Annotated in this window: 23 protein-coding genes and 3 tRNA genes; 24 read left to right on the top strand and 2 right to left on the bottom strand. The window is 34.3% G+C overall.

Features of this window, described 5'->3' with window-relative positions; translation table 11 throughout:
- Position 1: 1 nt before the first annotated feature.
- Positions 2–1,438, top strand: a complete 1,437-nt coding sequence (gene gatB, locus T537_RS0108210; RefSeq protein ID WP_031557167.1) for an Asp-tRNA(Asn)/Glu-tRNA(Gln) amidotransferase subunit GatB — start codon at positions 2–4, stop codon at positions 1,436–1,438.
- A 77-nt stretch (positions 1,439–1,515) separates the two neighbouring features.
- Here gatB and T537_RS0108205 read toward each other — a convergent pair whose 3' ends face one another.
- Entirely contained in the window at positions 1,516–1,887 is a 372-nt protein-coding gene (locus T537_RS0108205; protein ID WP_031557165.1) for a PilZ domain-containing protein, read from the bottom strand.
- Between the two features lie 374 nt (positions 1,888–2,261).
- Here T537_RS0108205 and T537_RS0108200 point away from each other — a divergent pair, with 374 nt between their 5' ends.
- From T537_RS0108200 to T537_RS0108130, 14 genes are all read left to right on the top strand, one after another.
- Positions 2,262–3,149, top strand: a complete 888-nt coding sequence (locus T537_RS0108200) for a phosphoribosylaminoimidazolesuccinocarboxamide synthase (RefSeq protein WP_031557164.1) — start codon at positions 2,262–2,264, stop codon at positions 3,147–3,149.
- Positions 3,150–3,218: 69 nt separating this feature from the next.
- The gene (gene purF / locus T537_RS0108195; RefSeq protein WP_031557162.1) at positions 3,219–4,661 is read left to right on the top strand and encodes an amidophosphoribosyltransferase; all 1,443 of its coding nucleotides are present in this window, start codon (positions 3,219–3,221) and stop codon (positions 4,659–4,661) included.
- 70 nt (positions 4,662–4,731) lie between these two features.
- A complete protein-coding gene (gene purB / locus T537_RS0108190) occupies positions 4,732–6,162 on the top strand; it encodes an adenylosuccinate lyase (protein ID WP_031557160.1) in 1,431 nt (476 codons plus the stop codon).
- A gap of 289 nt (positions 6,163–6,451) precedes the next feature.
- Positions 6,452–8,752, top strand: coding sequence for a glycoside hydrolase family 95 protein (locus tag T537_RS0108180; protein ID WP_051637193.1), 2,301 nt, complete (start codon positions 6,452–6,454; stop codon positions 8,750–8,752).
- A 116-nt stretch (positions 8,753–8,868) separates the two neighbouring features.
- A tRNA-Val gene (locus T537_RS0108175) sits at positions 8,869–8,941 on the top strand.
- A gap of 29 nt (positions 8,942–8,970) precedes the next feature.
- Positions 8,971–9,044, top strand: a tRNA-Met gene (locus T537_RS0108170).
- 222 nt (positions 9,045–9,266) lie between these two features.
- The gene (gene ispF, locus T537_RS0108165; protein ID WP_031557154.1) at positions 9,267–9,824 is read left to right on the top strand and encodes a 2-C-methyl-D-erythritol 2,4-cyclodiphosphate synthase; all 558 of its coding nucleotides are present in this window, start codon (positions 9,267–9,269) and stop codon (positions 9,822–9,824) included.
- A 30-nt stretch (positions 9,825–9,854) separates the two neighbouring features.
- Entirely contained in the window at positions 9,855–10,529 is a 675-nt protein-coding gene (gene cysE, locus T537_RS0108160; protein WP_027438357.1) for a serine O-acetyltransferase, read from the top strand.
- 24 nt (positions 10,530–10,553) lie between these two features.
- Positions 10,554–11,972, top strand: coding sequence for a cysteine--tRNA ligase (gene cysS / locus T537_RS0108155; RefSeq protein ID WP_031557152.1), 1,419 nt, complete (start codon positions 10,554–10,556; stop codon positions 11,970–11,972).
- Positions 11,957–12,430: a Mini-ribonuclease 3 gene (locus T537_RS0108150; RefSeq protein WP_031557150.1), complete on the top strand. Its 474-nt coding sequence runs from the start codon at positions 11,957–11,959 to the stop codon at positions 12,428–12,430. The genes cysS and T537_RS0108150 overlap by 16 nt, the downstream gene beginning before the upstream one ends.
- A complete protein-coding gene (gene rlmB / locus T537_RS0108145) occupies positions 12,420–13,160 on the top strand; it encodes a 23S rRNA (guanosine(2251)-2'-O)-methyltransferase RlmB (protein WP_027438360.1) in 741 nt (246 codons plus the stop codon). The genes T537_RS0108150 and rlmB overlap by 11 nt, the downstream gene beginning before the upstream one ends.
- A gap of 23 nt (positions 13,161–13,183) precedes the next feature.
- A complete protein-coding gene (locus T537_RS0108140) occupies positions 13,184–13,786 on the top strand; it encodes a sigma-70 family RNA polymerase sigma factor (RefSeq protein ID WP_031557147.1) in 603 nt (200 codons plus the stop codon).
- 121 nt (positions 13,787–13,907) lie between these two features.
- Positions 13,908–13,979: transfer RNA gene (locus T537_RS0108135), tRNA-Thr, on the top strand.
- A gap of 182 nt (positions 13,980–14,161) precedes the next feature.
- Positions 14,162–15,460, top strand: coding sequence for an adenylosuccinate synthase (locus T537_RS0108130; RefSeq protein WP_027438362.1), 1,299 nt, complete (start codon positions 14,162–14,164; stop codon positions 15,458–15,460).
- A 94-nt stretch (positions 15,461–15,554) separates the two neighbouring features.
- Here T537_RS0108130 and T537_RS0108125 read toward each other — a convergent pair whose 3' ends face one another.
- Positions 15,555–15,779: a hypothetical protein gene (locus T537_RS0108125; protein ID WP_027438363.1), complete on the bottom strand. Its 225-nt coding sequence runs from the start codon at positions 15,777–15,779 to the stop codon at positions 15,555–15,557.
- 316 nt (positions 15,780–16,095) lie between these two features.
- On the opposite strand from T537_RS0108125, the gene T537_RS0108120 reads away from it, so the two are divergent.
- The 9 genes from T537_RS0108120 (at position 16,096) to T537_RS0108080 (ending at position 24,966) form a co-directional block, all read left to right on the top strand.
- Positions 16,096–16,323 (top strand): hypothetical protein, encoded by a 228-nt coding sequence (locus T537_RS0108120; protein WP_027438364.1) that lies wholly within the window; start codon positions 16,096–16,098, stop codon positions 16,321–16,323.
- Positions 16,324–16,412: 89 nt separating this feature from the next.
- Entirely contained in the window at positions 16,413–17,156 is a 744-nt protein-coding gene (locus T537_RS0108115; RefSeq protein WP_027438365.1) for a hypothetical protein, read from the top strand.
- A gap of 183 nt (positions 17,157–17,339) precedes the next feature.
- Positions 17,340–17,843 carry an SEC-C metal-binding domain-containing protein gene (locus T537_RS0108110; protein ID WP_027438366.1) on the top strand — a complete coding sequence of 168 codons (504 nt, stop codon included), beginning with the start codon at positions 17,340–17,342 and terminating at the stop codon, positions 17,841–17,843.
- A gap of 92 nt (positions 17,844–17,935) precedes the next feature.
- Complete coding sequence (locus tag T537_RS0108105) at positions 17,936–18,682, top strand: class I SAM-dependent DNA methyltransferase (protein WP_027438367.1); 747 nt, start codon at positions 17,936–17,938, stop codon at positions 18,680–18,682.
- Positions 18,683–18,703: 21 nt separating this feature from the next.
- Positions 18,704–19,582, top strand: a complete 879-nt coding sequence (hslO, locus tag T537_RS0108100; protein ID WP_027438368.1) for an Hsp33 family molecular chaperone HslO — start codon at positions 18,704–18,706, stop codon at positions 19,580–19,582.
- A 108-nt stretch (positions 19,583–19,690) separates the two neighbouring features.
- Entirely contained in the window at positions 19,691–21,355 is a 1,665-nt protein-coding gene (locus T537_RS0108095; RefSeq protein ID WP_027438369.1) for a glutamine--tRNA ligase/YqeY domain fusion protein, read from the top strand.
- A 62-nt stretch (positions 21,356–21,417) separates the two neighbouring features.
- Complete coding sequence (locus T537_RS12480) at positions 21,418–23,475, top strand: LTA synthase family protein (RefSeq protein WP_051554997.1); 2,058 nt, start codon at positions 21,418–21,420, stop codon at positions 23,473–23,475.
- Between the two features lie 161 nt (positions 23,476–23,636).
- Positions 23,637–23,834, top strand: coding sequence for a cold-shock protein (locus T537_RS0108085; RefSeq protein WP_027431855.1), 198 nt, complete (start codon positions 23,637–23,639; stop codon positions 23,832–23,834).
- Positions 23,835–24,120: 286 nt separating this feature from the next.
- Complete coding sequence (locus tag T537_RS0108080; protein WP_027438370.1) at positions 24,121–24,966, top strand: hypothetical protein; 846 nt, start codon at positions 24,121–24,123, stop codon at positions 24,964–24,966.
- The last annotated feature ends 35 nt before the right edge of the window (positions 24,967–25,001 follow it).

Here is a 25,001-nt window from a genome sequence, read left to right as displayed (position 1 = left end):
AATGAAAGAATACGAGACAGTCATTGGTTTGGAAGTTCACGTTGAGCTTGCAACTAAAACTAAGATTTTCTGTGGTTGTTCTACTGAATTTGGTGGAGCTCCTAATACACATACTTGTCCAGTTTGTACAGGTATGCCAGGTTCCCTTCCTGTTTTAAACAAGAAGGTAGTTGAATACGCAACAGCAGTTGGTCTTGCTACTAATTGTGATATTACAAGAGATTGTAAATTTGATAGAAAAAATTATTTCTACCCTGATAATCCACAGAATTACCAGATTTCTCAGTTATATTTACCAATCTGTAGAAATGGTCATGTGGACATTAAATTAGAAGATGGTTCTACTAAGGAAATCAGAATCCATGAAATCCATATGGAAGAGGATGCTGGTAAGCTTATTCATGATGAATGGGAGGATGTATCATTTGTTGATTACAACAGATCTGGTGTACCTCTTATTGAAATCGTATCAGAACCTGATATGCGTTCAGCTAAGGAAGTTGTTGCATATCTTACAAAGCTTCGTAACACAATTCAGTATCTTGGTGCTTCAGATTGTAAGCTTCAGGAAGGTTCTATGAGAGCCGATGTTAACCTTTCAGTACGTGAAAAGGGAGCAACTGAATTTGGTACAAGAACTGAGATGAAGAACTTAAATTCATTCTCTGCTATTGAAAGAGCTATTGAAAATGAGCGCGCTCGTCAGATTGACTTAATTGAGTCAGGAGAAGGAGTAACTCAGGAAACAAGACGTTGGAATGATGATAAGGAATATTCATATGCTATGCGTTCTAAAGAGGATGCACAGGATTACAGATACTTCCCAGATCCAGACCTTGTTCCAATTCATATCACAGAAGAATTCTTGGATGAAATTAAGGCTAAACAGCCAGAATTTAAGGATGCTAAGATGTTAAGATACAAGGAAGAATTTGGCCTTCCAGATTACGATATTGAACAGATTACTGATTCTAAGAAGTTAGCTGATATCTTTGAGGCTACAGTTGCTATTTGCAACAATCCTAAGAAGGTTTCTAACTGGTTAATCGCAGAAACAATGCGTATCTTAAAGGAACGTCAGTTAGACTCTGTAGATATTAAGTTTAAGCCAGAGGCACTTGCTAGAATTATCGAACTTACAGATAAGAACGAAATTAATAGTAATGCTGCTAAGGAAGTCTTTGAGGCTATCTTTGATGGTGAGGTTGATCCAGACGATTACGTTAAGGAACACGGACTTAAGCAGGTTAACGATGAGGGAGCACTTCGTGCAACAGTTGAGCAGGTAATTGCAAACAACCCTCAGTCAGTAGCTGATTACAAGGGTGGTAAGGAAAAGGCTATTGGTTTCTTAGTTGGTCAGACTATGAAGGCAATGCAAGGAAAGGCTAACCCAGGTATGGTTACAAAATTACTTAAGGAATTACTTAATAACTAATTTGAATTTATTCTAAATAAAAAAACAGACATGGATAATTACTATAAATAATAGTGTTATCCATGTCTTTTATTAATTTATTTAGTCTTGGCATCAATCTCATCTTCATAGTCTTCAAAGATGTAATCAAGAATCGAAGACATACCAACAAATTCACAACCATAAGAATAATAATCAGAATTTTCTAATTGCTGACATCTAATGATTTTAACAACGCAATAAAGTACGCTGTCTTCAGCACCAAGTCTTAGGGCAGCATTGAAATAAAAACCAATAGGGAAAACGCTTTGAGATTCAAAACCGATACCGCTTTTTGAAATGTTAATAACGCGAATTGGTGAGTCTACATTTTGAATTTTAACGTTGTTCTGCTTAAAAAGTGTTGATACAACAAGTTTTAAGTCAGCTTCTACACGCCTATGTCTTCTTTTTTCGATTCCATCGTTCATATTATATCCTCCAATATTTGTTGTTTTTTTAAATTAGAGTTACACGAAACTAGTTATCTTGATTTTATGATACTATTTTGACTAAAATTTTGCAAGCCCAAGCAAAAACGCTCACAAACCCGCATAAAATGTGAATTTTCTCGTATATTCCATGAGAAATATCTATTGATTTTAAACATAGGCTGTTATATAATTTTTGTCGTGTGCTGTAAGTTTACTTGATATAATGAGTGAGATTTGCGCCACGAAAGGTTTAAACCTATAAACCTTGTTAGTAAGCAATTATTCGGCTTAAGTAATTGTTTATTAATTTTTAAATCCCGTAAAGGGTGCGACAGTAACAAAAGTTACTAAAAATTTAATAAAAGAAAAGGATGGGCACATTAATGGAGAAGTTAAAGTTACTCTACGAAGGAAAAGTCAGAGAAGTTTATGATAATGGAGATTCGCTAATCATAGCGGCGACTGATAGAATCTCAGCGTTCGATCATATTTTAAAGAATAAGGTTACAGATAAGGGTGCTATCCTTACTCAAATGTCTAAGTTCTGGTTTGATTTTACTAAAGACGTTATTAATAATCATATGATTTCTACAGATGTTTCTGATATGCCAGAACAATTCCAAAATGAAGATTACAAGGGACGAAGCATGAAGGTTAAGAAGTTAACAATGCTTCCTATTGAATGTATTGTAAGAGGATATATTACAGGTAGCGGATGGGCTAGCTATAAGGAAAATGGAACAGTTTGTGGTATTAAATTACCAGAAGGTCTTAAAGAATCTGAAAAATTACCAGAACCAATTTATACTCCTTCTACAAAGGCAGAAATTGGTGATCATGATGAAAATATCTCTTTTGAAAAGAGCATCGAAGTTCTTGAAAAAAAATTCCCGGGTCATGGAAACGAATATGCAACAAAAATTAAAGACGCTACAATTGCAATTTATAAAAAGTGCGCAGAATATGCATTAACAAAGGACATTATTATTGCTGATACTAAGTTTGAATTTGGTTTAGATGAAAATGGCGAAGTTGTAATTGGTGATGAAATGCTTACACCAGATAGCTCTAGATTCTGGCCAGTAGAAGGCTATGAAGCTGGTAAGAGTCAGCCATCATTTGATAAGCAGTTTGTAAGAGATTGGTTAAAGGCAAATCCAGATAGTGACTACCTTCTTCCAGAAGATGTAATCACTAAGACAGTAGATAAATATAAGGAAGCTTACCTTATGCTTACAGGTAAGGAATTTTCTAAGTAATCCACTATGAATGGAGGAAATATGGGTTTTTGTAAAAACGATTGTAAAAAATGTGGTGATAGCTGCAAAATGAATGAGTTTCTCCTTAATCGTAATGATGATTGTGATGGGGACGTAATTCATGATGAATGTGGCGTTTTTGGCGCATATGACATCGATGGCAGAGATGTATCATCCACAATTTACTACGGCCTTTTTGCACTTCAGCATAGAGGCCAGGAAAGTGCTGGTATTGCAGTTGGGGACACTAATGGACCTAAGGGTGTAAAATGCTATAAAGACATGGGCCTTGTTAATGAAGTTTTTAATAGTGAAAATCTTTCAAAATTAAAGGGCGATATTGGCGTAGGACATGTACGTTATTCAACAGCAGGAAGTTCAGTACGTGAAAATGCTCAACCTCTTGTAATTAACTATGTTAAGGGTACACTTGGTATGGCTCACAACGGAAACCTTCTTAATGCTGTTGAGTTAAGAGAAGAACTATCGTACACTGGCGCGATTTTTCAAACAACTATTGATTCAGAAGTTATAGCATATTTAATAGCAAGAGAAAGATTATACGCACCAACTGTTGAATTATCAGTAAGAAATGCCATGAGAAGAATTAAGGGAGCTTATTCCTTAGTAGTTATGAGTCCTAAAAAACTTATTGGTGCTAGAGATCCATTTGGTTTTAAACCTTTATGTATCGGTAAGAGAGACAACACTTATTTCTTATCTTCTGAAACTTGCGCTCTAGATACTGTTGGAGCTGAGTTTGTAAGAGATGTGGAACCTGGCGAAGTTGTTACTATTACACCAGAAGGTATTTTTAGTGATAAGACATTATGTCAGGAAAAACATGCAAGATGTATTTTTGAATATATTTATTTTGCTAGACCAGACAGTAAAATCGATGGTATGGGCGTTTACGAATCAAGAATTATTGCAGGAAAAATTCTTGCTCAGACACATCCTGTAGAAGCTGATTTAGTTGTTGGTGTTCCTGAATCAGGAAATCCTGCAGCTCTTGGTTATTCAATGGAATCAGGAATTCCATATGGTAACGCTTTTATTAAAAACAACTATGTTGGTAGAACATTTATTAAGCCTAAGCAGGGCGAGAGAGAATCTTCTGTTAAGGTTAAACTTAATGTTTTAAAGGAAGCTGTAAATGGTAAGAGAGTTGTAATGATTGATGATTCCATCGTTCGTGGTACAACATCTGCAAGAATTGTTAGTTTACTTAAGGCTGCGGGAGCTAAGGAAGTACATGTACGTATTAGTTCACCTGCATTCTTGCATCCATGCTATTTTGGAACAGATATTCCATCAGAAGACCAGCTTATTGCTTCTGGTCATTCAGTTGATGAAATATGTAAGATGATTGGAGCAGATTCGCTTGGATATCTTGATGTTACACGACTTTCAGAAATGATTGGCGGTAGAGAAGATATTTGCGATGCTTGCTTTACAGGTAATTATCCAATTGATCCTCCTAAGATTGATATTAGAGGAGAAATGGGTTAATTATAAGGAAAAAAGCTGCTAATAAGTGGCAAAGTTTAAAAAGTTTATTAAGGGAAGGCGGATTTAAACAATGAATGACGTTTATCAGACACCACTTGCACAAAGATATGCTAGTAAGGAGATGCAGTACATTTTTTCTCCAGATATGAAGTTTAAGACTTGGAGAAAGTTATGGATTGCTCTTGCTGAAACTGAGAAAGAACTTGGTCTTGATATTACTGATGAGCAGATTGAAGAATTAAAGGCTCATAAGGATGATATCAACTACGAAGATGCTAGAAAGCGTGAAAAGGAAGTTAGACATGATGTTATGTCGCATGTTTATGCTTACGGTTTACAATGTCCAAAGGCTAAGGGCATCATTCACTTAGGCGCTACATCTTGTTACGTAGGTGATAATACAGATGTTATCATCATGACAGAAGGCTTAAAGCTTGTTAGAAAAAAGCTTATTAATGTCATTTCTGAATTAGCTAAATTCGCAAAGGAATATAAGGCACAGCCAACACTTGCATTTACACATTTTCAGCCAGCACAGCCAACAACAGTAGGTAAGAGAGCTACTTTATGGATGAATGAATTTGTAATGGATCTTGAGGATTTAGATTACGTTCTTTCAACAATGAAGTTACTTGGTTGTAAGGGTACAACAGGTACACAGGCTTCTTTCCTAGAATTATTCAATGGTGATCATGATAAGATTCGTATGATTGATAAGAAGATTGCTGCTAAGATGGGATTTGATGCTTGTGTTCCAGTATCTGGTCAGACTTACTCTCGTAAGGTTGATACAAGAGTTCTTAACGTTCTTGCAGGTATTGCAGCTTCAGCTCATAAGATGTCTAATGATATTAGATTATTACAGCATTTAAAGGAAGTTGAAGAACCATTTGAAAAGAGTCAGATTGGTTCATCAGCTATGGCTTATAAGAGAAATCCAATGAGAAGTGAAAGAATTGCTTCATTAGCAGATTTCGTTATTGCTGATGCTCTTAATCCAGCAATTGTTTCATCAACACAGTGGTTTGAAAGAACTCTTGATGATTCAGCTAATAAGAGATTATCAGTACCAGAAGGCTTCTTAGCTGTTGATGGTATTCTTGACTTACTTCTTAATGTTACAGATGGCCTTAAGGTTTATGATAAGGTTATTCTTCGTCATTTTATGGCAGAATTACCATTCATGGCTACAGAAAACATCATGATGGATGCTGTTAAGGCTGGTGAAGACAGACAGGTTATGCATGAGAAGATCAGAGAATTATCAATGATCGCAGGTAGAAGAGTTAAGGAAGAAGGCCTTGATAACAACCTTCTTGAACTTATTGCTGCAGACCCATCATTCCATGTAACAATGGAAGAACTTCAGGCTAAGATGGAACCTATCAACTACGTAGGTCGTTCAAGAGAACAGGTTGATGAATATCTAGAAGAAGTAATCAATCCAATCCTTGAAGCTAATAAAGATTTACTTGGCATGACAGCAGAGATTAATGTTTAGTGTAGCTGGATTTGCTACGCAAAGCCAGCGCCCGTATCGTGCAAAGCACGATACAAGGTACGAAAAACCAGTGAAGATTTACGTTGGGCCCCGCTATGCGGGGGCAAGCGCCCGTAAGCTGCTTGCAGCTTACAAGGTATAGCTGGATTTGCTTTGCAAAGCACATCTTTAAAGAGGCGAGAAATCGCCTCTTTTTTTGCTTGCATTTATCCCACATACTATTTAAGATTTAACTATATACTTTATTTAACGAGATTCTTACAAGATTCTTATTGGGGGGAAAGATAAGATGAAATCTTTATTTTATGAGGAAGCAGCGAAAAATTGGAATGAGGCATTACCTTTAGGAAATGGTTTTTTAGGGGCTATGGTTTTTGGGGGAACAGGGATTGAACGTTTAAGTTTAAACGAGGATAGCTTATGGTATGGAGGATTTAAGAATCGTGTAAATCCTGATGCTAGGGAATCTATTCCTAAAATTAGAGAATTATTAGAAGAGGACAAACTAGATGAGGCGCAGATACTTGCAGATGAAACCTTTGCAGCTTGTCCAGATTCCCAGTGTCATTACGAACCCTTATGTGACTTATTAATTCAGCAAGAAAGCTCTTACGAATTGCAGAGCTTGCATGGAATGCGCTGGCTTAATGATAAGGATATGTCCAAGTTAGAGATAGAAAATCATAACTATAAAAGAGAACTAGATCTTGATTATGGAATTATGAAAGTTGAATATAATGGACATGATAATCGTAAATATAAACGAGAAATTTTCATATCTAATCCTAGTCGAGTGCTGGTTATGGATTTTGAGGGTGAGCCTTCTAGAATCTTAATGCGCAGGGATAGATATTTAAGCAAATTGGAAAAAATCGACAATAACACTATTGTCTTATCTGGTCAAACAGGAGATGGTGGAGTTAGTTATGTGGCAGTTTGTAGAGTGCTTGGAGAGGAAGTTTGTGCAAGAAATTCTTTAATTAAAGCAGGTGGAAAATTTAAGCTTTATTTAGCAGCAGCCACAAGTTATAGATATGAAGATCCAAAGGCTAAGGCTCTAGAATGGGTTGATAAGGCTAGCAAGGTGGATTATGAAATCTTAAAGAAAGAGCATATGTCTGATTTTAACCAATATATGAAGCGTTGTTATTTAGAATTAAAGAGCGATACAACTTCTAAAGATGAATTAGAATATATGCCTACTAATTTACGTTTAAAAAGATTTGTGGAAAAAAAGGATGATTTAGGCCTAATAAATACTTATTTTACATTTGGCAGATACTTACTTCTTAGTTCTTCAAGAGAGGGCAGTTTGCCAGCTAATTTGCAGGGAATATGGAATAAGGATTTTTTACCTGCATGGGATAGTAAATTTACCATAAATATTAATACCCAGATGAATTATTGGCCGGCAGAAAGCCTTAATTTATCTGATTTACACAAGCCTCTTTTTGATCATTTATTTAGGATGCTTCCGAAGGGAAAAGAAGTGGCTAAGGAAATGTATAATGCTGATGGTTTTGTGGCACATCATAATACAGACCTATGGGGAGATTGTGCGCCACAAGACACTTATGGTGCGTCTACCTACTGGCAGATGGGAGCGGCTTGGTTAAGTCTACATATTGCCGAGCATTATTTCTTCACTAAGGATCTTGATTTTTTAAGAGAAAATGTGGTCATTATGGAAGAGGCAGCGAAATTCCTTATGGAAACGATGCAGAAAAATAAGGATGGTTTTTATTATGTTAGTCCTTCAGTTTCCCCGGAAAATAAGTATTTAACAAAGGATAAGAAAAAGGGAACCCTAACCAATTGTGCTGCTATGGATGCTCAGATTACATATGAGTTAATGAAAGATTTGTGTATATGTGAGAAAGCTTTGGGGAAAGAAACTAAAAAATATCAGGATTTTGTGGAAAAGCTTCATCCAATAGTTGTAGAAAATGGACTTATTAAAGAGTGGATAAGAGATTATGAGGAGATAGATTTAGGTCATAGACATATTTCCCACCTCTTTGCTCTATACCCTGGAAGCCAGATAAAATCAAAAGCAGCTCAAACCCAAGTAAAGCTAGATAAGGCAGGTCAGACAATGCCAGATAAGTCGGAAATTTTTACGGCTGCAAGAAATACCCTAGAGCGAAGACTTGCCAATGGTGGTGGTTACACAGGTTGGAGTAGGGCTTGGATAATCTGCATGTGGGCAAGACTTCTTGATGGTGATAAGGCTTGGGAAAATATTGTTGCTCTTCTTGAAAAATCCACGCTTACAAACCTTTTAGACAATCATCCACCATTTCAGATTGATGGAAATTTTGGCAGTATTGCGGGAATTTCAGAAATGCTACTACAAAGTCATGAAGGCTTTATAAACATTTTGCCAGCACTTCCAAAGGCATGGAAAGAGGGTAAGGTTTACGGACTTAGGGCTAGGGGCGCTTATACTGTTAATATTTCTTGGAAGGAAAATGCATACACAGCCGAGATAATTCCTGATTTTAAGGGAACTTTAAAGTTAGCTGATGGGAAAGAGATAGAACATGAGGCTAAGGAAAAGATAGAAATAAAAAGGCACTATATATACTAAAGTATTGATAAATACTGACTTTTTTCGAAAAAAATTCAAAAAATGCTTGACACAAAAGAGTGATTTGTTATATACTAAGCAAGTCGCAAGTGCTTAACACTTGAGTCGATAAGCTTGGGGTCTTAGCTCAGCTGGGAGAGCATCTGCCTTACAAGCAGAGGGTCACAGGTTCGAGCCCTGTAGGCCCCACTCAATACGAAAGCTTATCAATTTAATATGGCGAGATAGCTCAGTTGGCTAGAGCACACGGTTCATACCCGTGGTGTCGTGGGTTCAAATCCCTCTCTCGCTACTAGATTTAGCAGGTCGAAAGACCTGCTTTTTTGTTGCATACTTTTATTTTTACGTAGCTTTACCTGCTTTATAAATAATTAACACTCCTTGCATTTCTTATGTCTTGATAAGTTTAGAAAAATATGTTTTACTTATAAGGTTAGAGATGTTTTTTGACATACTCTAAACTATAATAAGGAATTATTGCAATAGATATTTTTAGATAAAGGAGGAAGTACTAATGAGAGTTGGAATGGGATATGATGTACACAAGTTAGTTGAAGGTAGAAAGCTTATAATTGGCGGTGTAGAAATTCCATATGATAAGGGTTTACTTGGCCATTCAGATGCTGATGTGCTTCTTCATGCAATAACAGATGCAATTCTTGGTGCAGCAGCGCTTGGAGATATCGGAAAGCATTTTCCTGATACAGATCCAAGATATGAGGGCGCTGATAGTTTAAAGCTATTAAGTGAAGCCGCTCGTATGGTAGATGAGAAGAATTTTATCATAGAAAATGTTGATGCAACAATTATTGCACAAAAGCCTAAGATGAGACCATACATTGACACAATGAGAGAGAATATTGCTAAGGTATTAAATATTTCTGTTGATAGAGTTAATGTAAAGGCAACAACAGAAGAAGGCTTAGGTTTTACAGGCAGTGGAGAGGGCATTTCTTCACAGGCCATAGCATCTATTTCATCCGTTGATAATTATATTTATGGCGAATCAGATATGACAAACTGTAGTAGCTGTGGTGGTTGTGGCTCTTGTCCACGTAGAGAATCTAATTAGATTAGTTATAAATGGAATGGAATGATTATTATGAATTTTATTAAATATATTAAGCAAGAAACTGAAATAATAAAAAAGAAGGATCCGGCTATAAGAAGCAACCTTGAAGTTTTATTATATCCAAGTTTTTGGGCGATTTATTATTATAGAAAAGCTCACAAGTTATATGAAAAAGGCCATTTTTATAGAGCAAGAAAAATATCTCAAAGAGCTGCAAGAAAGACAGGAATAGAGATTCATCCAGGTGCGGTTATTGGGGAAGGTTTCTTTATAGATCATGGTCATGGTGTTGTTATTGGTGAAACAGCAATTATTGGCGATAATGTTACTTTGTATCAGGGAGTTACCTTAGGTGGTACAGGTAAGGAGCATGGTAAAAGACATCCAACACTAGGCAATAATATTATGGTTGGTGCTGGAGCTAAGGTTTTAGGTAATATAACTATAGGCAATAATTGTAAGATTGGCGCAGGCTCTGTAGTTGTAAAAAATGTACCTGATGACAGTACAGTTGTTGGTATACCAGGTAAGGTTGTTGTTCAGGATTGCAAGCGCATGATTGAAAATCTTGATCAGGTTACATTACCAGATCCAGTGGCAGCAGAATTCTGTAAACTAAAGGACGAGAATGAACGTATACTAAAGAGATTGGCTAAACTTGAAAAACAGGTGGCAGAAAATAGAGATCATATGATTATAAACTAGAGAGTTTTTTAGGAAGGTAATAAAATGAAGATTTACAATACATTAACAAGAAAAAAAGAAGAGTTTGTTCCAATTGAAGAAGGAAAGGTTAGAATGTATGTCTGCGGACCTACAGTTTATAACTTAATTCACATTGGTAATGCTAGACCAATGATAGTGTTTGATACAGTAAGAAGATATTTTGAATATAAGGGCTACGAAGTAAATTATGTATCAAATTTTACAGATGTAGACGACAAGATTATTAAGAAGGCTAACGAAGAAGGTACAACTGCTGATGTAATTAGTCAAAGATATATTGCTGAGTGTAAGAAGGATATGGAGGGCATGAATATTAAGCCAGCTACAACACATCCTTTAGCTACTAAGGAAATTCCAGGCATGTTAGATATGATTGGAACACTTATTAAGAAGGGTCATGCTTATGCTAAGAATGGAACAGTTTATTTCAAGACACGTTCTTTTGATCAGTATGGTAAATTATCTAAGAAGAATATCGATGATTTAGAGGCAGGACATAGAGATGAGGCTCATGCATTAAAGGTTTCAGGTGCTGATGAAAAGGAAGATCCACTTGATTTCGTATTATGGAAACCTAAAAAAGATGGGGAACCATATTGGGAAGCTGAGTGGTCACAGGGAAGACCAGGCTGGCATATTGAATGCTCAGTTATGGCTAAGAAGTATCTTGGCGATACAATTGATATTCATGCAGGTGGTGAGGATTTAATATTCCCTCATCATGAGAATGAAATTGCACAGTCTGAATGTTGCAATGGTGTAGAATTCTCAAGATACTGGATGCATAATGCTTTCCTTAATATTAATAACAAGAAGATGTCAAAGTCAGAAGGCAACTTCTTTACAGTAAGAGATATAGCCGAACATTACGATTTAGGTGTGCTTAGATTCTTTATGCTTAGCGCCCACTATCGTAATCCAATTAATTTTAGCCGTGAACTTATGGAATCAGCAAAGAATGGTTTAGATAGAATTATGACAGCAGTTTCTAATCTTGATGAATTGGCAAATGTAGTAACAAACGAAGCTCTTACAGAAGAAGAAACTAAGGTGCTTGCAGAAGTTAAGACTTGCAAGGATAAGTTTGAAGCTTCTATGGATGATGACTTTAATACAGCAGATGCTATTTCTGCAATTTTTGATATGGTTAAGCTTGCTAATTCTAATGCAAATGCTAACTCAAGTAAGGAATTTATCAAGGAATTAAGAGAATCAATCGTTACTCTTTCAGATATTTTAGGTCTTAAGGTAGTTAAGTCAGAAGAATTACTTGATGCAGATATTGAAAATCTTATTAAGGAACGTCAGGAAGCAAGAAAAGCTAAAAATTTTGCAAGAGCTGATGAGATTAGAGATGAATTGTTATCAAAGGGCATTGTTCTTGAAGATACAAGAGAAGGTGTAAGATGGAAGAGAGCTTAAGTTTTACAAAGTCTATAATTGAGGGCTTAAATTTAAAGGAGACTAATCCAAGACAATTATCTCCTCTTGTATTAGCTTATATTGGAGATTGCGCCTATGATTTAATCATTAAGACTATGATTGTATCAGAGGGTAATACTCAGGTAAATAAGATGAATAAACAAGCATCGTCACTAGTAAAGGCAGAGGCACAGTCCATCATGATAGGTGGACTAGAAGCTTTGCTTACTGAAGATGAAGAGGCAATATATAAAAGAGGACGTAATGCTAAGTCATATACTTCGGCTAAGAATGCGTCAATTACAGATTATAGAAGAGCAACTGGTTTTGAGGCTTTAGTAGGATATTTGTATTTAACAAATCAATTTGATAGATTGGTTGAACTTGTAAAAATCGGACTTGAATTAGATGAGATGAAGACAAGAAAGCCAACCAATAGGAGGACAAATGAGATATAAGGAATTAACATTTGAAGGTCGTAATGCGGTTTTAGAGGCCTTTAGATCAGGTAAGACTATAGATAAATTATTTATTTTAGATGGATCAAGCGATGGTCCAATTAAGACTATTATTAGAGAAGCTAAGAAGACAGATTGCATTATTAATTTTGTTGATAAGGAAAGACTTGATAGATTATCAGGTACAAATCGTCACCAGGGCGTAGTAGCCATTGGTGCAGCATATGATTATGCAAGTGTAGAAGATATATTAGCTAACGCAAGAGACAAAGGTGAGGATCCATTTATTTTTATCTTAGATGAAATTGAAGATCCACATAACCTTGGTGCAATTATTAGAACTGCAAATCAGGCAGGTGCACACGGTGTAATTATTCCAAAAAGAAGAGCAGTAGGTTTAACTGCAACAGTAGCTAAGACATCAGCAGGGGCTATTAATTACACACCAGTAGCTAAGGTAACTAATATTTCTAAGACAATTGAAGAACTAAAAAAAGAAGGTTTATGGTTTGTTTGTGCTGATATGGGCGGAGAGACTATGTATAATCTTGATTTAAAGGGACCAATTGGCTTAGTAATAGGAAATGAAGGTAATGGAGTAAGCAGACTTGTTAAGGAAAAATGTGATTTTATAGCATCAATTCCAATGAAGGGTGATATTGATTCCCTTAATGCTTCAGTTGCAGCAGGTGTATTAGCTTATGAAATTGTAAGACAGAGAATGGCATAATCTTTTTATAGTAGAGGATAAAGATGGATAAATTGACATCATTGACTGATGAAGCTTTAGTAGAAGAATATAGAAACAATAATAATCAGGCAGCCGCAAGCGTCCTATATGAAAGATATAAGGATGCAGTTACCTATAAGGCAAACACTCTCTTTTTAGCGGGTGGAGATGTGGAAGACTTAATACAGGAAGGAATGATTGGACTAGTTAATGCAGTTAGAGATTTTGACCCTGATAAAAATATTAAGTTTACCACATTTGCTAACATATGTATTGAACGCCAGATTCTTAATGCAATTACAGCTTCTAATAGACAAAAAAATAAGCCGCTTAATACTTATGTTAGCCTTGATTCTCCAATTAATGGGGATGAAGATGAGGAGACAACCATAGGTGATAATTTAAAAGCTGATGATTTTTACAATCCTGAATATGCCTATTTTAGTAAAGAGGAAGTGGAGAGTTTAAGAACTGACGCTCTTAATAAATTAAGTGACCTTGAAGTTGAGGTTTTTAATCTTAATATTGCAGGAAATGATTATAAGCAGATTGCTAAGATTCTAGGAAAAAGCCCAAAGTCTATAGATAATGCATTAACTAGAATTAAAAGAAAAATAAAAATGTAATAGATTAATAGATTTATAAATTTATGAATTTGAGTTATGAAAAAATCGGACATGAATCTTAAAAAACAAGAAGAGTTTAGTTGCTAAATTAACTTAAATATGTTATGATTTTTTATGATTCGCTATTGTAGCTCAGTGGCAGAGCACTTCATTGGTAATGAAGAGGTCGGGGGTCCAATTCCCCTCAATAGCTTTATTTAAGCATTCAATTTAAAAGTGGTTTTTACGCGTTATTTCTTGCATATTTGTCAAGGTTTTGATATTATAAACCGGTGTGGTCTTGTTAAAAAAACAAGACTATATCGGTTTCATTTATATTTAAATAAATGAATCTATAATATAATATACCCGTAAAACGGGACGGAGGAAGTAACTATGGTAAAGGCTATTGTTGGTGCTAACTGGGGCGACGAAGGTAAGGGTAAGATTACTGATATGCTCGCTGAGGAATCTGATATTATCGTAAGATTCCAGGGAGGAAGTAACGCAGGACACACAATTATCAATGATTATGGTAAATTTGCATTACATCTACTCCCATCTGGTGTTTTTTACAATCATACTACAAGCATTATAGGTAATGGAGTTGCTCTAAATATTCCATATTTAATTAATGAATTAAAGAGTTTAACAGATAGAAATGTACCTATGCCTAAAATTTTGGTATCTGATAGAGCACAGATTATGATGCCTTATCACGTTGATTTTGATACATATGAAGAGGCAAGACTTGCAGGTAAATCCTTTGGTTCTACAAAGTCAGGTATTGCTCCATTCTATTCAGATAAGTATGCTAAGATTGGATTCCAGGTTAGCGAATTATTTGGCGATGAGAAGGCTTTAAAGGAGAAGATCGCCAACGTATGTACTCTTAAAAATGTTATGTTAGAGCATTTATATCATGCTCCACTTCTTAAGGAAGAAGAAATTTTTAATACTCTTATGGAATATAAGGAGATGATTGCTCCTTATGTTTGTGATACATCTGCATATCTTCACAATGCCCTAAAGGAAGGCAAGAAGATTCTATTAGAGGGTCAATTAGGATCATTAAAGGACCCAGATCACGGTATTTATCCAATGGTAACTTCAAGTTCAACATTAGCTGCATTTGGCGCAATTGGTGCAGGAATTCCAGCAGCAGAAATTAAGGATGTTGTAACAGTAGTAAAAGCATATTCATCATCAGTTGGTGCAGGCGCATTTGTTTCTGAAATTTTTGGTGATGAAGCACAGGAATTAAGAGTCCGTGGTGGTGATGGCGGCGAATTTGGTGCTACAACAGGTCGTCCAAGAAGAATGGGTTGGTTTGATGCAGTAGCAACTCGTTACGGTGTAAGAATGCAGGGAACAACTGAAGTTGCTCTTACAGTAATTGATGTTTTGGGTTACTTAGACGAAATTCCTATGTGTGTAGGATATGAAATTGATGGAAAGGTAACTAAGGACTTCCCTACAACTTCACAGCTTGAAAATGCAAAACCAGTATTTAAGAAGTTTAAGGGTTGGAAGAGCGAAATTAGAGGAATTACTAAGTATGAAGATCTTCCAAAGGAATGTCGTGATTATATTGAAGCTATTGAAGAGGAAATTGAGGCTCCTATTACAATGGTTTCAAACGGTCCAGGAAGACATGAAATTATCCATAGAGTATCTAATTATAAGAGAAAATAATTATTAAGATAAGACAGACACTTTTAAAAATTATAACAATAAAAAAGAAAGCAGGCATTGCCTGCTTTCTTTTTTATTAATGTTAGAATAAAGATTATTCTGATAAACGTTGAATTAATTCCCAGATTAACTCTGCTGAATTGAAGTTTTCAGGAACAATATCATTAGGAGTAATGTTAATGTCGTATTCGTCATTAAGTTCCTTAGCTAAGCTTTCTAAATCATCATATAATAATATTTCGTCGTCTACTAAAGCTTCATAAGTCTCAAAGTCAATTTCAGAGTTGTATTCTGATAAAATTTCCATTAATTGATCCATATGCGAACCCTCATTTCTTACAATTTTTCAAAAATGCCTTATTTAACATGCTAATAAACTGTTAAATAGCTAGGCGGCTTGTAGAAGCGAAAACTAGTGGTTTTCACTTGCTAAGATAAAATACTATAAGCAATTACTATAGTCAAGGATTTTTAGGGCAATATACCTATAAAATATGATATCTAGCAAGTCTTTATATGAAGTTACACGTCCTGTTTATCATAATATTATAATCTTTTCATTGCTTATGCAATAGTTTATTGTGTATACTTGTAAAAGTTAGATTTTGTAGAGAAAGGATGCTTTATTAACTATTATGAAAAATGGAAAAATAAAAAGAGTATTGGCATTAACTATTGTGATTTTGTGGGGAGTGTTAATTTTGTCTACTTTAGTTATCTCGTTTATAGATACTCCAGTGACTAACACGCTTTTTAGAGGACTTATATATACAGATATAGTATTGCCAGTTGTAGCCTATGCAATGATGCTTGCTTATAGATTTTTAAGAGGAAAATCTAAGAACGAAGATATAGAAAAATAGTACTTATGATTGATATTTTGTATAGATATGGTATAATAGTATTAGTAACAATAGGATAACCAGACGTATTAATACAAGGAGGTGTTAAGATGTCAGGAATTAATAATATAGCTAGCTTGTTTTCACCAACACAGTCTAATAGCGGAAATTCAGGTATTTATAATCTGGATTTTAACACGCTAAGCTCTATTAAGAGCGGCTCATATAAGAAACTGCTTAATAACTATTATCAGGAGAATTCTACAGAGGCCACAGAGGAAGGAAAAACAACTAATTCAAATGATATTAAAACTTCCACTCAAAAGGTGAACACAACTAAGATTAAGGATGCATCAGCTAGTGTAATAAAAGATGTAAAGGAACTTGCAAACCAAAAGATGTGGGAAAAGAAAACGGTAGTTGACAAGGATGGTAAAGAAAGCACAGATTATGATAGAGATGCTATTTATAAAGCCGTTTCTAAATTTGCAAATGACTATAATGACTTGATTAAATCAACTGGAGATTCTGAAAGTGCAACAACTCTTAGAACAGCAGCTAATATGGTTAATCAGACGAAGATAAATGCCAAGGTTTTATCCATGGCTGGTATTAATGTAAAAAGTGATAATACAATTGAAATTGATAAGGATGTACTTGATAAAGCGGATATTGGAGTTTTAAAATCGGTATTTGGAGCAGATGGTTCTATTGCTAGTCAGATTCAATCAAGCACATCTAGGATTAATAATGATTCAGTAAATGCTCTTGCTAAACTTGCAAGTCAAGGCATGTACTCAAAGGATGGAGGATATACACATATTACTGGATCTAATTACAATTCAATTATTTAACAAGATTTAGAGGTAAAAATATAAGTGTAATGCTTTTTTTTACCTCTTTTTTATGGCTTGCTTTTAAAATATTCTATGTTATAATTCCATAGTGATGATTTTTTTAGTGTAGTTTGGAGAGGTGTCCCTGGATTACCTAAAAATAAAATATGTGATTAATAATTTTAAAGAGAGGTATTAAACATGGCACTTTTAGAAACATGGAGAAATCTTGCATACAACACAGAAGCAGATCCTCAGGCTGCTGAAAATTTCTGGAATGCTTATTTTACAGAAGAACAGAGAATTTACAAGGAAATCCTTGGAAATCCTGATGTGGTAGTTAAGGGAACTGTTAAGGATTTAGCTGCTAAGTTTGGTGTTGAAGTTTTACTTATGACAGGTTTCTTAGATGGTATTAACGATTCATTAGTTACACCAAATTCAATTGAAACAATGGAAGAAGATACAGAAGTATCTCTTGAATATGATAGAGAGAAGCTTTATTACAACATGGTAGGTTGCAAGGCTAGCTGGTTATATGAACTTCCTGAATGGGATAATTTACTTTCAGAAGAAGTTAGAAAAGACCTTTACAAGAAGCAGAAGGCTTCTGGTACATATGTAAGAGAAGGTAAGAAAATTGGACGTAATGATCCATGTCCATGCGGAAGCGGTAAGAAGTATAAGCAGTGCTGTGGTAGATAATACCAACAGACTATAATAGACCAAAAGGTTTGATAAATTTATGAGGGAAATTGATCTTGTATCTATTTCCCTTTTTCTATAAAGGAGTAAAAATGAACGCATATACTGCATTTGCATACGTGTATGATGAATACATGGATAATATCCCATACGATGAATGGGGACAATATATGATAGAACTACTAAAGGCTAATGGTATAAAAAAAGGCCACAGCGTAGTTGATTTGGGATGTGGAACAGGAACTGTTACAAGAATGCTTGATAAGGAAGGCTATGATATTGTAGGAATTGATATGTCTGAAGATATGTTAGCTATTGCATCTGAGAAGGTTTTAGAAACAAATCAGGAAATTTTTTATTCATGTCAGGATATGCGAGAATTCGAGTTACCATATAAAGTAGATGCTTTCACAAGTATTGGTGATTCAATGAACTATATTACCACAGTTAGTGATTTAGAATCGGTTTTTAGCTGTGTATTTGACAATCTAAAGGATGGTGGGGTTTTTGTATTTGATTTAAAGACTATTCACTTTTTTAGAGACATACTAGCTGATAATACATATGCAGAGAATCGTGATGAATCTGCTTTTATTTGGGATAATTATTATAACGAAGAAGAAAGAAATAATGAATATGATCTTGCCGTTTTTGTTATGAATGAAGACGGAAGTTTTAATAGATATGAAGAACAACACTTTCAGCATGGTTTTGAATTAGAAGAGGTTGAGATGGCAGCTAAGAATGCAGGACTTAAGATCTTAGCAGTTTATGATGCTTTTACAGATAATAAGCCGGAAATCAATTCTGAAAGAGTTTATTTTGTTTTAGGAAAATAACTAGATGAAAGGAAAATAGATATGAAAGATTATATTGTTAGAGCAACTGCAGCAAATGGACAGGTTAGAGCATTTGCTATTACAAGTAAGAATACAGTTGAAGAGGCAAGAACTCGTCATAACATGAGTCCTATTGGAACTATTGCCCTTGGTAGATTACTTACAGGTGGCGCTATGATGGGTACAATGATGAAAAATGATAGTGATGTTGTTACTATTCAAATTAAGGGAAATGGCCCAATTGGAGCAATGACAGTAACAGCTAATGCTAAGGGTGAAGTTAAGGGTACAGTGGCTAATCCACAAGTAATGTTGCCTTTAAAAAATGGTAAGATTGATGTTGCAGGAGCAGTTGGTATTGGTGTTATTTCTGTAATTAAGGATATTGGACTTAGAGAACCATACGTTGGTGATACTATTCTTATAACAAGTGAAATTGCTGAGGATTTAACATACTATTTTGCTACAAGTGAGCAGGTTCCATCATCAGTTGGCTTAGGTGTATTAATGAATCATGATAATACAGTAAGAGAAGCTGGCGGTTTTATTATTCAGTTAATGCCTAATGCTACAGAAGAATTTATTGATAAGCTTGAAGAAAGAATTAAATCAATTAAGTCAATTACATATATGCTTGAAGAAGGTATGACACCAGAGCAGATCCTTGAGCATATCTTAGGTGATATGGACTTAGAGATTCTTGATACAATAGAGACAGGATTTAAATGTAACTGCTCTAAAGAAAGAGTAAGTAAAGCTGTAATTAGTGTTGGCAAGGAAGAAATCCAGAAGATGATTGATGAAGGCAAGCCAATTGAAGTTAATTGCCATTTCTGTAATTCACATTATAATTTTACAATTCCAGAATTACAGGAAATGTATGATCAGGCAACACATTAATTTATATATTTCTTTACGAAATAAGTGTTTTGGAGTAGAATAAAATAGCTAGTTTATGATTAAGAAAGCAATATATAACATATTTTGCTAGAAAACGGAGGAACAGTTATGGAAAACGAAGTTGTTTCCAAGAATTTTATAGAGCAAATTATTGATAAAGATATAGCCGAGGGACATTGTAAGAAGGTTATTACAAGATTCCCACCTGAACCAAATGGATATTTACATATTGGACATGCTAAATCTATACTTTTAAATTATGGTTTAGCAATGGAATATAATGGCCAGTTTAATTTGAGATTTGATGATACTAATCCAACAAAGGAGAAGGAAGAATTCGTTGAATCTATAAAGAAGGATGTTGAATGGCTTGGTGCTAAATGGCATGGAGATGTATTGTTTGCATCTGGTTATTTTGATGCTATGTATGAGGCAGCAGTTAAGTTAATTAAGAAGGGTAAGGCATATGTTTGTGACCTTTCTGCAGAAGAAATCAGACAGTATAGAGGAACATTAACAGAACCAGGTAAGAATTCACCATATAGAGATAGATCAATTGAAGAGAACTTAGCTCTTTTTGAAGATATGAAAAATGGTAAATTTGAAGATGGTACTAAGGTGCTTAGAGCTAAGATTGATATGGCAAGTCCTAATATTAACATGAGAGATCCTGTTATTTATAGAGTAGCTCATATGACACATCATAGAACAGGTGATAAATGGTGCATTTATCCAATGTATGATTTTGCTCATCCAATTGAAGATGCTATTGAAGGAGTTTCACATTCTATTTGTACTCTTGAATTCGAAGATCATAGACCATTATATGATTGGGTAGTAAGAGAACTTGAATATGAGAATCCTCCAAGACAGATTGAATTTGCTAAGCTTTACCTTGAGAATGTAGTAACAGGTAAGCGTTATATTAAGAAGCTTGTTGAAGATGGTGTAGTTGATGGTTGGGATGATCCAAGACTTGTTTCAATCGCAGCTCTTAGAAGAAGAGGTTTTACACCTGAATCAATTAAGATGTTTACTAAGCTTGTGGGCGTTACTAAGTCACAGGGTGCTGTTGAATATCCAATGCTTGAATATTGCATTAGAGAAGACTTAAAGCCAAAGGCAAAGAGAATGATGGCTGTACTTGATCCAGTTAAGGTTATCGTAGATAACTATCCAGAGGGTCAGGTTGAATATATGGAAGTTCCTAATAATCAGGAGAATCCTGAAATGGGAACTAGAAAAGTTCCATTTACAAGAGAACTTTACATTGAAAGAGAAGACTTTATGGAAGAACCACCTAAGAAATATTTTAGATTATTCCCAGGTAATGAGGTTCGTTTCATGAATGCATACCTTCTTAAGTGTGTAGATTATAAGAAGGATGAGAATGGCAAAATTACAGAAATTCATTGTACTTACGATCCAGAAACTAAAGGAGGAAATGTTGAAGGCCGCAAGGTTAAGGGTACTATCCATTGGGTATCAGCAACTGAGGGCAAACAAGCTGAGGTAAGATTATATGAGAATATTATTGATGAGGAGAAGGGTGTTTATAACGAAGAGGATGGCTCTATGAATATAAATCCTAATTCATTAACAATAATTAAAGATGCAATAGTTGAACCTGAGCTTATCAACTCTAAGGCAGAAGATAAATTCCAGTTCGTAAGAAATGGCTATTTCTGTGTTGATAATAAGGATTCAAAGGAAGGGGTTCCTGTATTTAACAGAATTGTTTCACTAAAGAGTTCATTTAAGTTGACAAAATAAAACTATATAGGGGGGCAGAAACATTTATGTTTCTGCCCCTAAGTATTTAAAAAGGAGAATGTATGGAAAAATTAAAGAACAACAAAGTACTGCAGAAAATAAAATCTATCTTTGATAAAATTTGGACATATGATATTTTACATCCCTTTTGTTATGCTATATTAGTGACAATGATTGTGGAATGTTTTAATAGACGTAATCTAACAGGAATTACATTCCTTTTTACACATCCTGTTATTTTCTTAGCTAATATGCTAATTGTGACTTCTTGTTTAAGTATTGGTATGTTATTTAAGAAAAGAACCTTTATATATACCTTAATTTCAATTATTTGGATAGGCTTATCTATTACAAATTTTGTAATTAAGTCAGTGAGAAAAACTCCATTTACTGCTATGGATTTTCTTGTATTAGACGATGCTAGAAAAGTAGCACCAATGTATTTAACAGTAATTAATATGATATTTATAGTACTAGCTATTGTTCTTGTAATAGTAGCATTAGTTTTCTTGTATAGAAAAACAGGAAAAATTAAGACAGAATTATCTTTAAAAAGGTTTATTATCCTTGGTGCAGGACAAAGCTTAATTGTAATTTTATTTACATATGGCATTATTACAACATTACTTCTTAATAAAATTATTGCGGCAGATTTTGGTAACTTATCTAATGCTTTCCAAAATTATGGCTTTGTTTACTGCTTCACAACATCAGTGGTAGATAGAGGTGTACACAAGGATTCTGATTATTCTGAAGAATATGTAGATAGTATTAAAGAAACAATTGATAGTGTGGAAACAACTACTGAAGAAGATGAACCTAATATTATCTTTTTACAGTTAGAGTCATTTTTTGATCCAACAGAGATTAAGGGTTTAGAGCTTTCATCAGAAGCATTGCCCACATTTAATAAATTACAGCAGGAATACACATCAGGATACCTATCAGTTCCTGTATTTGGTGCAGGTACAGTTAATACAGAATTTGAAGTACAGACAGGTATGAATTTAGATGACTTTGGACCTGGAGAGTATCCTTATAAGACAGCACTTCAGAATAAGGTATGCGAATCAAGTGCCTATGTTTTAAAGGACTTAGGATATTCTGCTCATGTAATTCATAATAATACAGCGACTTTCTACACAAGAAATAAGGTTTTTTCTCGTTTGGGATATGACACATTTACACCGGTAGAATATATGGATGGTATAAGCAAGACACCTAATGGAAACTGGGCAAAGGATGAAATCCTTACAAAATATATTAAAAAAGCCTTAGATTCAACAACAGGTCCTGACTATATTTATACAATTTCAGTAGAAGGACATGGTGATTATCCTAATGAATATCCTGAAGGTTATACACCAGAAATTACAATTAAGAATTTCCCTGATGCTGATAATACAGTGGCTTTTGAATATTATGTTAATATGGCCCATGATATGGATAAATTCATAGCTCAGTTAATAGATGAATTGTCTAATTATGATGAGAAGACTGTGCTTGTAATGTATGGTGATCATTTACCAACCTTTAATTTAAAGGATGAGGATATGAAGCATAATAGTATTTATGAGACTGAATATGTTATGTGGAGTAATTTTGATATGGATAAGGAGAATGTAAACCTAGAGGCATATCAGCTTACATCTTATGTATTTAGCAGATTAAATATATCTCAGGGTAACATTTTTAAATATCATCAGTTAAGTAAGGATAGCGAAGATTATTTGAAGGATCTTAAAATCCTAGAATACGATATTCTCTATGGAAATCAGGATATCTATAATGGCGAATCTCCATATAAGCAGACTGATTTAAAACTTGGTCTTGATGATATAACTATTACTAATGCTTATGAGTATGAAGGTGATTTGTTTGTTGAAGGATCTTACTTTAATGACTACTCAACAGTGCTAGTAAATAGTAAAAAATATAGCACACAAAAGATAAACGATAGACTTTTAAAGGTTGAAGGTGCATCAATTAAAGATGGTGATATTATATCCGTTGCTCAAATTGATAAAGACGGAGTTGAACTTAGTAGAGTTATTTACCTAGTATCTTCTAATGTTAAAGAGAGCGCTAAAGATGAAAAAATGTTTAGACTAGTGGCTTAGTTTTAACACTTTATTGTATAAAATTAAGGACAAAGTATGATAAATACTATATCTTATTGACATACAATAAATAGAGTGTTACGATAATTAAGGATTTTTATTAAGGGAGGGGAACCTTAACTTATTAAGAACAACTAGATATTTTATGGAGGTACTATTACATGAAAGGTACAGTAAAGTGGTTTAACAACCAGAAGGGCTATGGCTTTATTTCTGATGAGTCAGGAAAGGATGTATTCGTACATTACTCAGGTCTTAACATGGAAGGTTTTAAGTCATTAGAGGAAGGCGCATCTGTTGAATTCGATATCACAGAAGGTGCTAAGGGACCTCAAGCTACTAACGTTACTAAGCTCTAATCTGGGGGATTATTGACGTACCTTTTTCAATTAATCATTCACTAGAATGCCTCATATGAGAAAGCGAAGCTTAGCTCGAGGTATATATTAACCTTTAAAGAGGTTGATACAAGATAAGGGATAGATATTGGGAAAAGATAGTAAAGAGGATGAGAAGCTATATGATTTTCATATAGCTTCTTTTTTTAATTATTCCTTAATAGACGTGAGGGTATCTTTTTGTTATTATTTTATATGGATTTTGAAGAAGACTTGCAGTCAAAACAAGAAGGGAAGGTCGTATTAAATGGAAAAATTTGATGTGTTTTTAGGAAAGACATTATCTAATGATGTCTTGACTTTTATAACTGCAGGGGGAATATTATTTCTTTCAGTTATAATTGTTGCTGCAATTATTATGTTTAGAAGATGGAATGGAAGAATTTTACCATTGCTATTTTCAATTGTGACTTATGGTTTGTTTGGTTTTATTTTTACACAGCTAATAGTGTCAGCATTAGCAATGGTTCCAAGTATAGATTATACATTTACTTATAATCAGTCTGCTTATAATCTTGTGAATGCCATATTTTTAGCAATTGGAATTGGTATTGCAAGATGGTTTGTTTTAAAAATGATGATTTCAAGATTTGAAAGACCAGGAGACGTTTATCTTGCAGGTTTAGGACTTGGAATTGGACAGGGGATTTTTAGCTACGGAATTAGTATTTTAGCATTTTATGTAAATGCACAGGTGCTTGTAAAGCAGGGCGAAGTTACAACAGATTTCATATCTAATTTAATAAGCAATCTTTCAGAAAGCAATATTGATTCTTTAGTAGACACATTTAATCAATTATTTAATGCTCCAGAAATTGTATGGGCATTACTTGGCTTATCAGCAGTACTAGATTTATTTTTAAATCTATTCCTAATGGTAGCAACATTTGGCGCAATGAAGAAAAATATTAATTATATGTGGAGTTGGTATGCAATTGCAATTCAGTTAGTAGCAATTCTTTCTTTCTCTGTATATGATTATAGATCATTAACAAGTATTGTAATTAGTTTTATAGTTAAGACAATTCTAGTAATTGGTGCTATAATAGTTATAAATAGACAAGGAAAATCAATTGAATACATGAATGAATAATGTAAATGACCTTGCATTTTATAATGAAGAAATGA

Source organism: Lachnospira multipara LB2003, assembly GCF_000702205.1.
Lineage (GTDB): Bacteria > Bacillota > Clostridia > Lachnospirales > Lachnospiraceae > Lachnospira > Lachnospira multipara_A.
This window is presented reverse-complemented; position numbering and strand designations above follow the sequence as displayed.

What these genes read in the sequence shown, in the direction of transcription:
- T537_RS0108105 (WP_027438367.1), top strand. Translation starts at nt 17,936, where the DNA reads ATGAACGCATATACTGCATTTGCATACGTGTATGATGAATACATGGAT.
- cysS (WP_031557152.1), top strand. Translation starts at nt 10,554, where the DNA reads ATGAAGATTTACAATACATTAACAAGAAAAAAAGAAGAGTTTGTTCCA.
- ispF (WP_031557154.1), top strand. Translation starts at nt 9,267, where the DNA reads ATGAGAGTTGGAATGGGATATGATGTACACAAGTTAGTTGAAGGTAGA.
- T537_RS0108140 (WP_031557147.1), top strand. Translation starts at nt 13,184, where the DNA reads ATGGATAAATTGACATCATTGACTGATGAAGCTTTAGTAGAAGAATAT.
- T537_RS0108150 (WP_031557150.1), top strand. Translation starts at nt 11,957, where the DNA reads ATGGAAGAGAGCTTAAGTTTTACAAAGTCTATAATTGAGGGCTTAAAT.
- T537_RS0108095 (WP_027438369.1), top strand. Translation starts at nt 19,691, where the DNA reads ATGGAAAACGAAGTTGTTTCCAAGAATTTTATAGAGCAAATTATTGAT.
- purB (WP_031557160.1), top strand. Translation starts at nt 4,732, where the DNA reads ATGAATGACGTTTATCAGACACCACTTGCACAAAGATATGCTAGTAAG.
- T537_RS0108125 (WP_027438363.1), bottom strand. Translation starts at nt 15,779, where the DNA reads ATGGATCAATTAATGGAAATTTTATCAGAATACAACTCTGAAATTGAC.
- hslO (WP_027438368.1), top strand. Translation starts at nt 18,704, where the DNA reads ATGAAAGATTATATTGTTAGAGCAACTGCAGCAAATGGACAGGTTAGA.
- T537_RS0108110 (WP_027438366.1), top strand. Translation starts at nt 17,340, where the DNA reads ATGGCACTTTTAGAAACATGGAGAAATCTTGCATACAACACAGAAGCA.
- T537_RS0108085 (WP_027431855.1), top strand. Translation starts at nt 23,637, where the DNA reads ATGAAAGGTACAGTAAAGTGGTTTAACAACCAGAAGGGCTATGGCTTT.
- rlmB (WP_027438360.1), top strand. Translation starts at nt 12,420, where the DNA reads ATGAGATATAAGGAATTAACATTTGAAGGTCGTAATGCGGTTTTAGAG.
- T537_RS0108205 (WP_031557165.1), bottom strand. Translation starts at nt 1,887, where the DNA reads ATGAACGATGGAATCGAAAAAAGAAGACATAGGCGTGTAGAAGCTGAC.
- cysE (WP_027438357.1), top strand. Translation starts at nt 9,855, where the DNA reads ATGAATTTTATTAAATATATTAAGCAAGAAACTGAAATAATAAAAAAG.
- T537_RS0108120 (WP_027438364.1), top strand. Translation starts at nt 16,096, where the DNA reads ATGAAAAATGGAAAAATAAAAAGAGTATTGGCATTAACTATTGTGATT.
- T537_RS0108200 (WP_031557164.1), top strand. Translation starts at nt 2,262, where the DNA reads ATGGGCACATTAATGGAGAAGTTAAAGTTACTCTACGAAGGAAAAGTC.
- T537_RS0108130 (WP_027438362.1), top strand. Translation starts at nt 14,162, where the DNA reads ATGGTAAAGGCTATTGTTGGTGCTAACTGGGGCGACGAAGGTAAGGGT.
- T537_RS12480 (WP_051554997.1), top strand. Translation starts at nt 21,418, where the DNA reads ATGGAAAAATTAAAGAACAACAAAGTACTGCAGAAAATAAAATCTATC.
- T537_RS0108080 (WP_027438370.1), top strand. Translation starts at nt 24,121, where the DNA reads ATGGAAAAATTTGATGTGTTTTTAGGAAAGACATTATCTAATGATGTC.
- gatB (WP_031557167.1), top strand. Translation starts at nt 2, where the DNA reads ATGAAAGAATACGAGACAGTCATTGGTTTGGAAGTTCACGTTGAGCTT.
- T537_RS0108180 (WP_051637193.1), top strand. Translation starts at nt 6,452, where the DNA reads ATGAAATCTTTATTTTATGAGGAAGCAGCGAAAAATTGGAATGAGGCA.
- purF (WP_031557162.1), top strand. Translation starts at nt 3,219, where the DNA reads ATGAATGAGTTTCTCCTTAATCGTAATGATGATTGTGATGGGGACGTA.
- T537_RS0108115 (WP_027438365.1), top strand. Translation starts at nt 16,413, where the DNA reads ATGTCAGGAATTAATAATATAGCTAGCTTGTTTTCACCAACACAGTCT.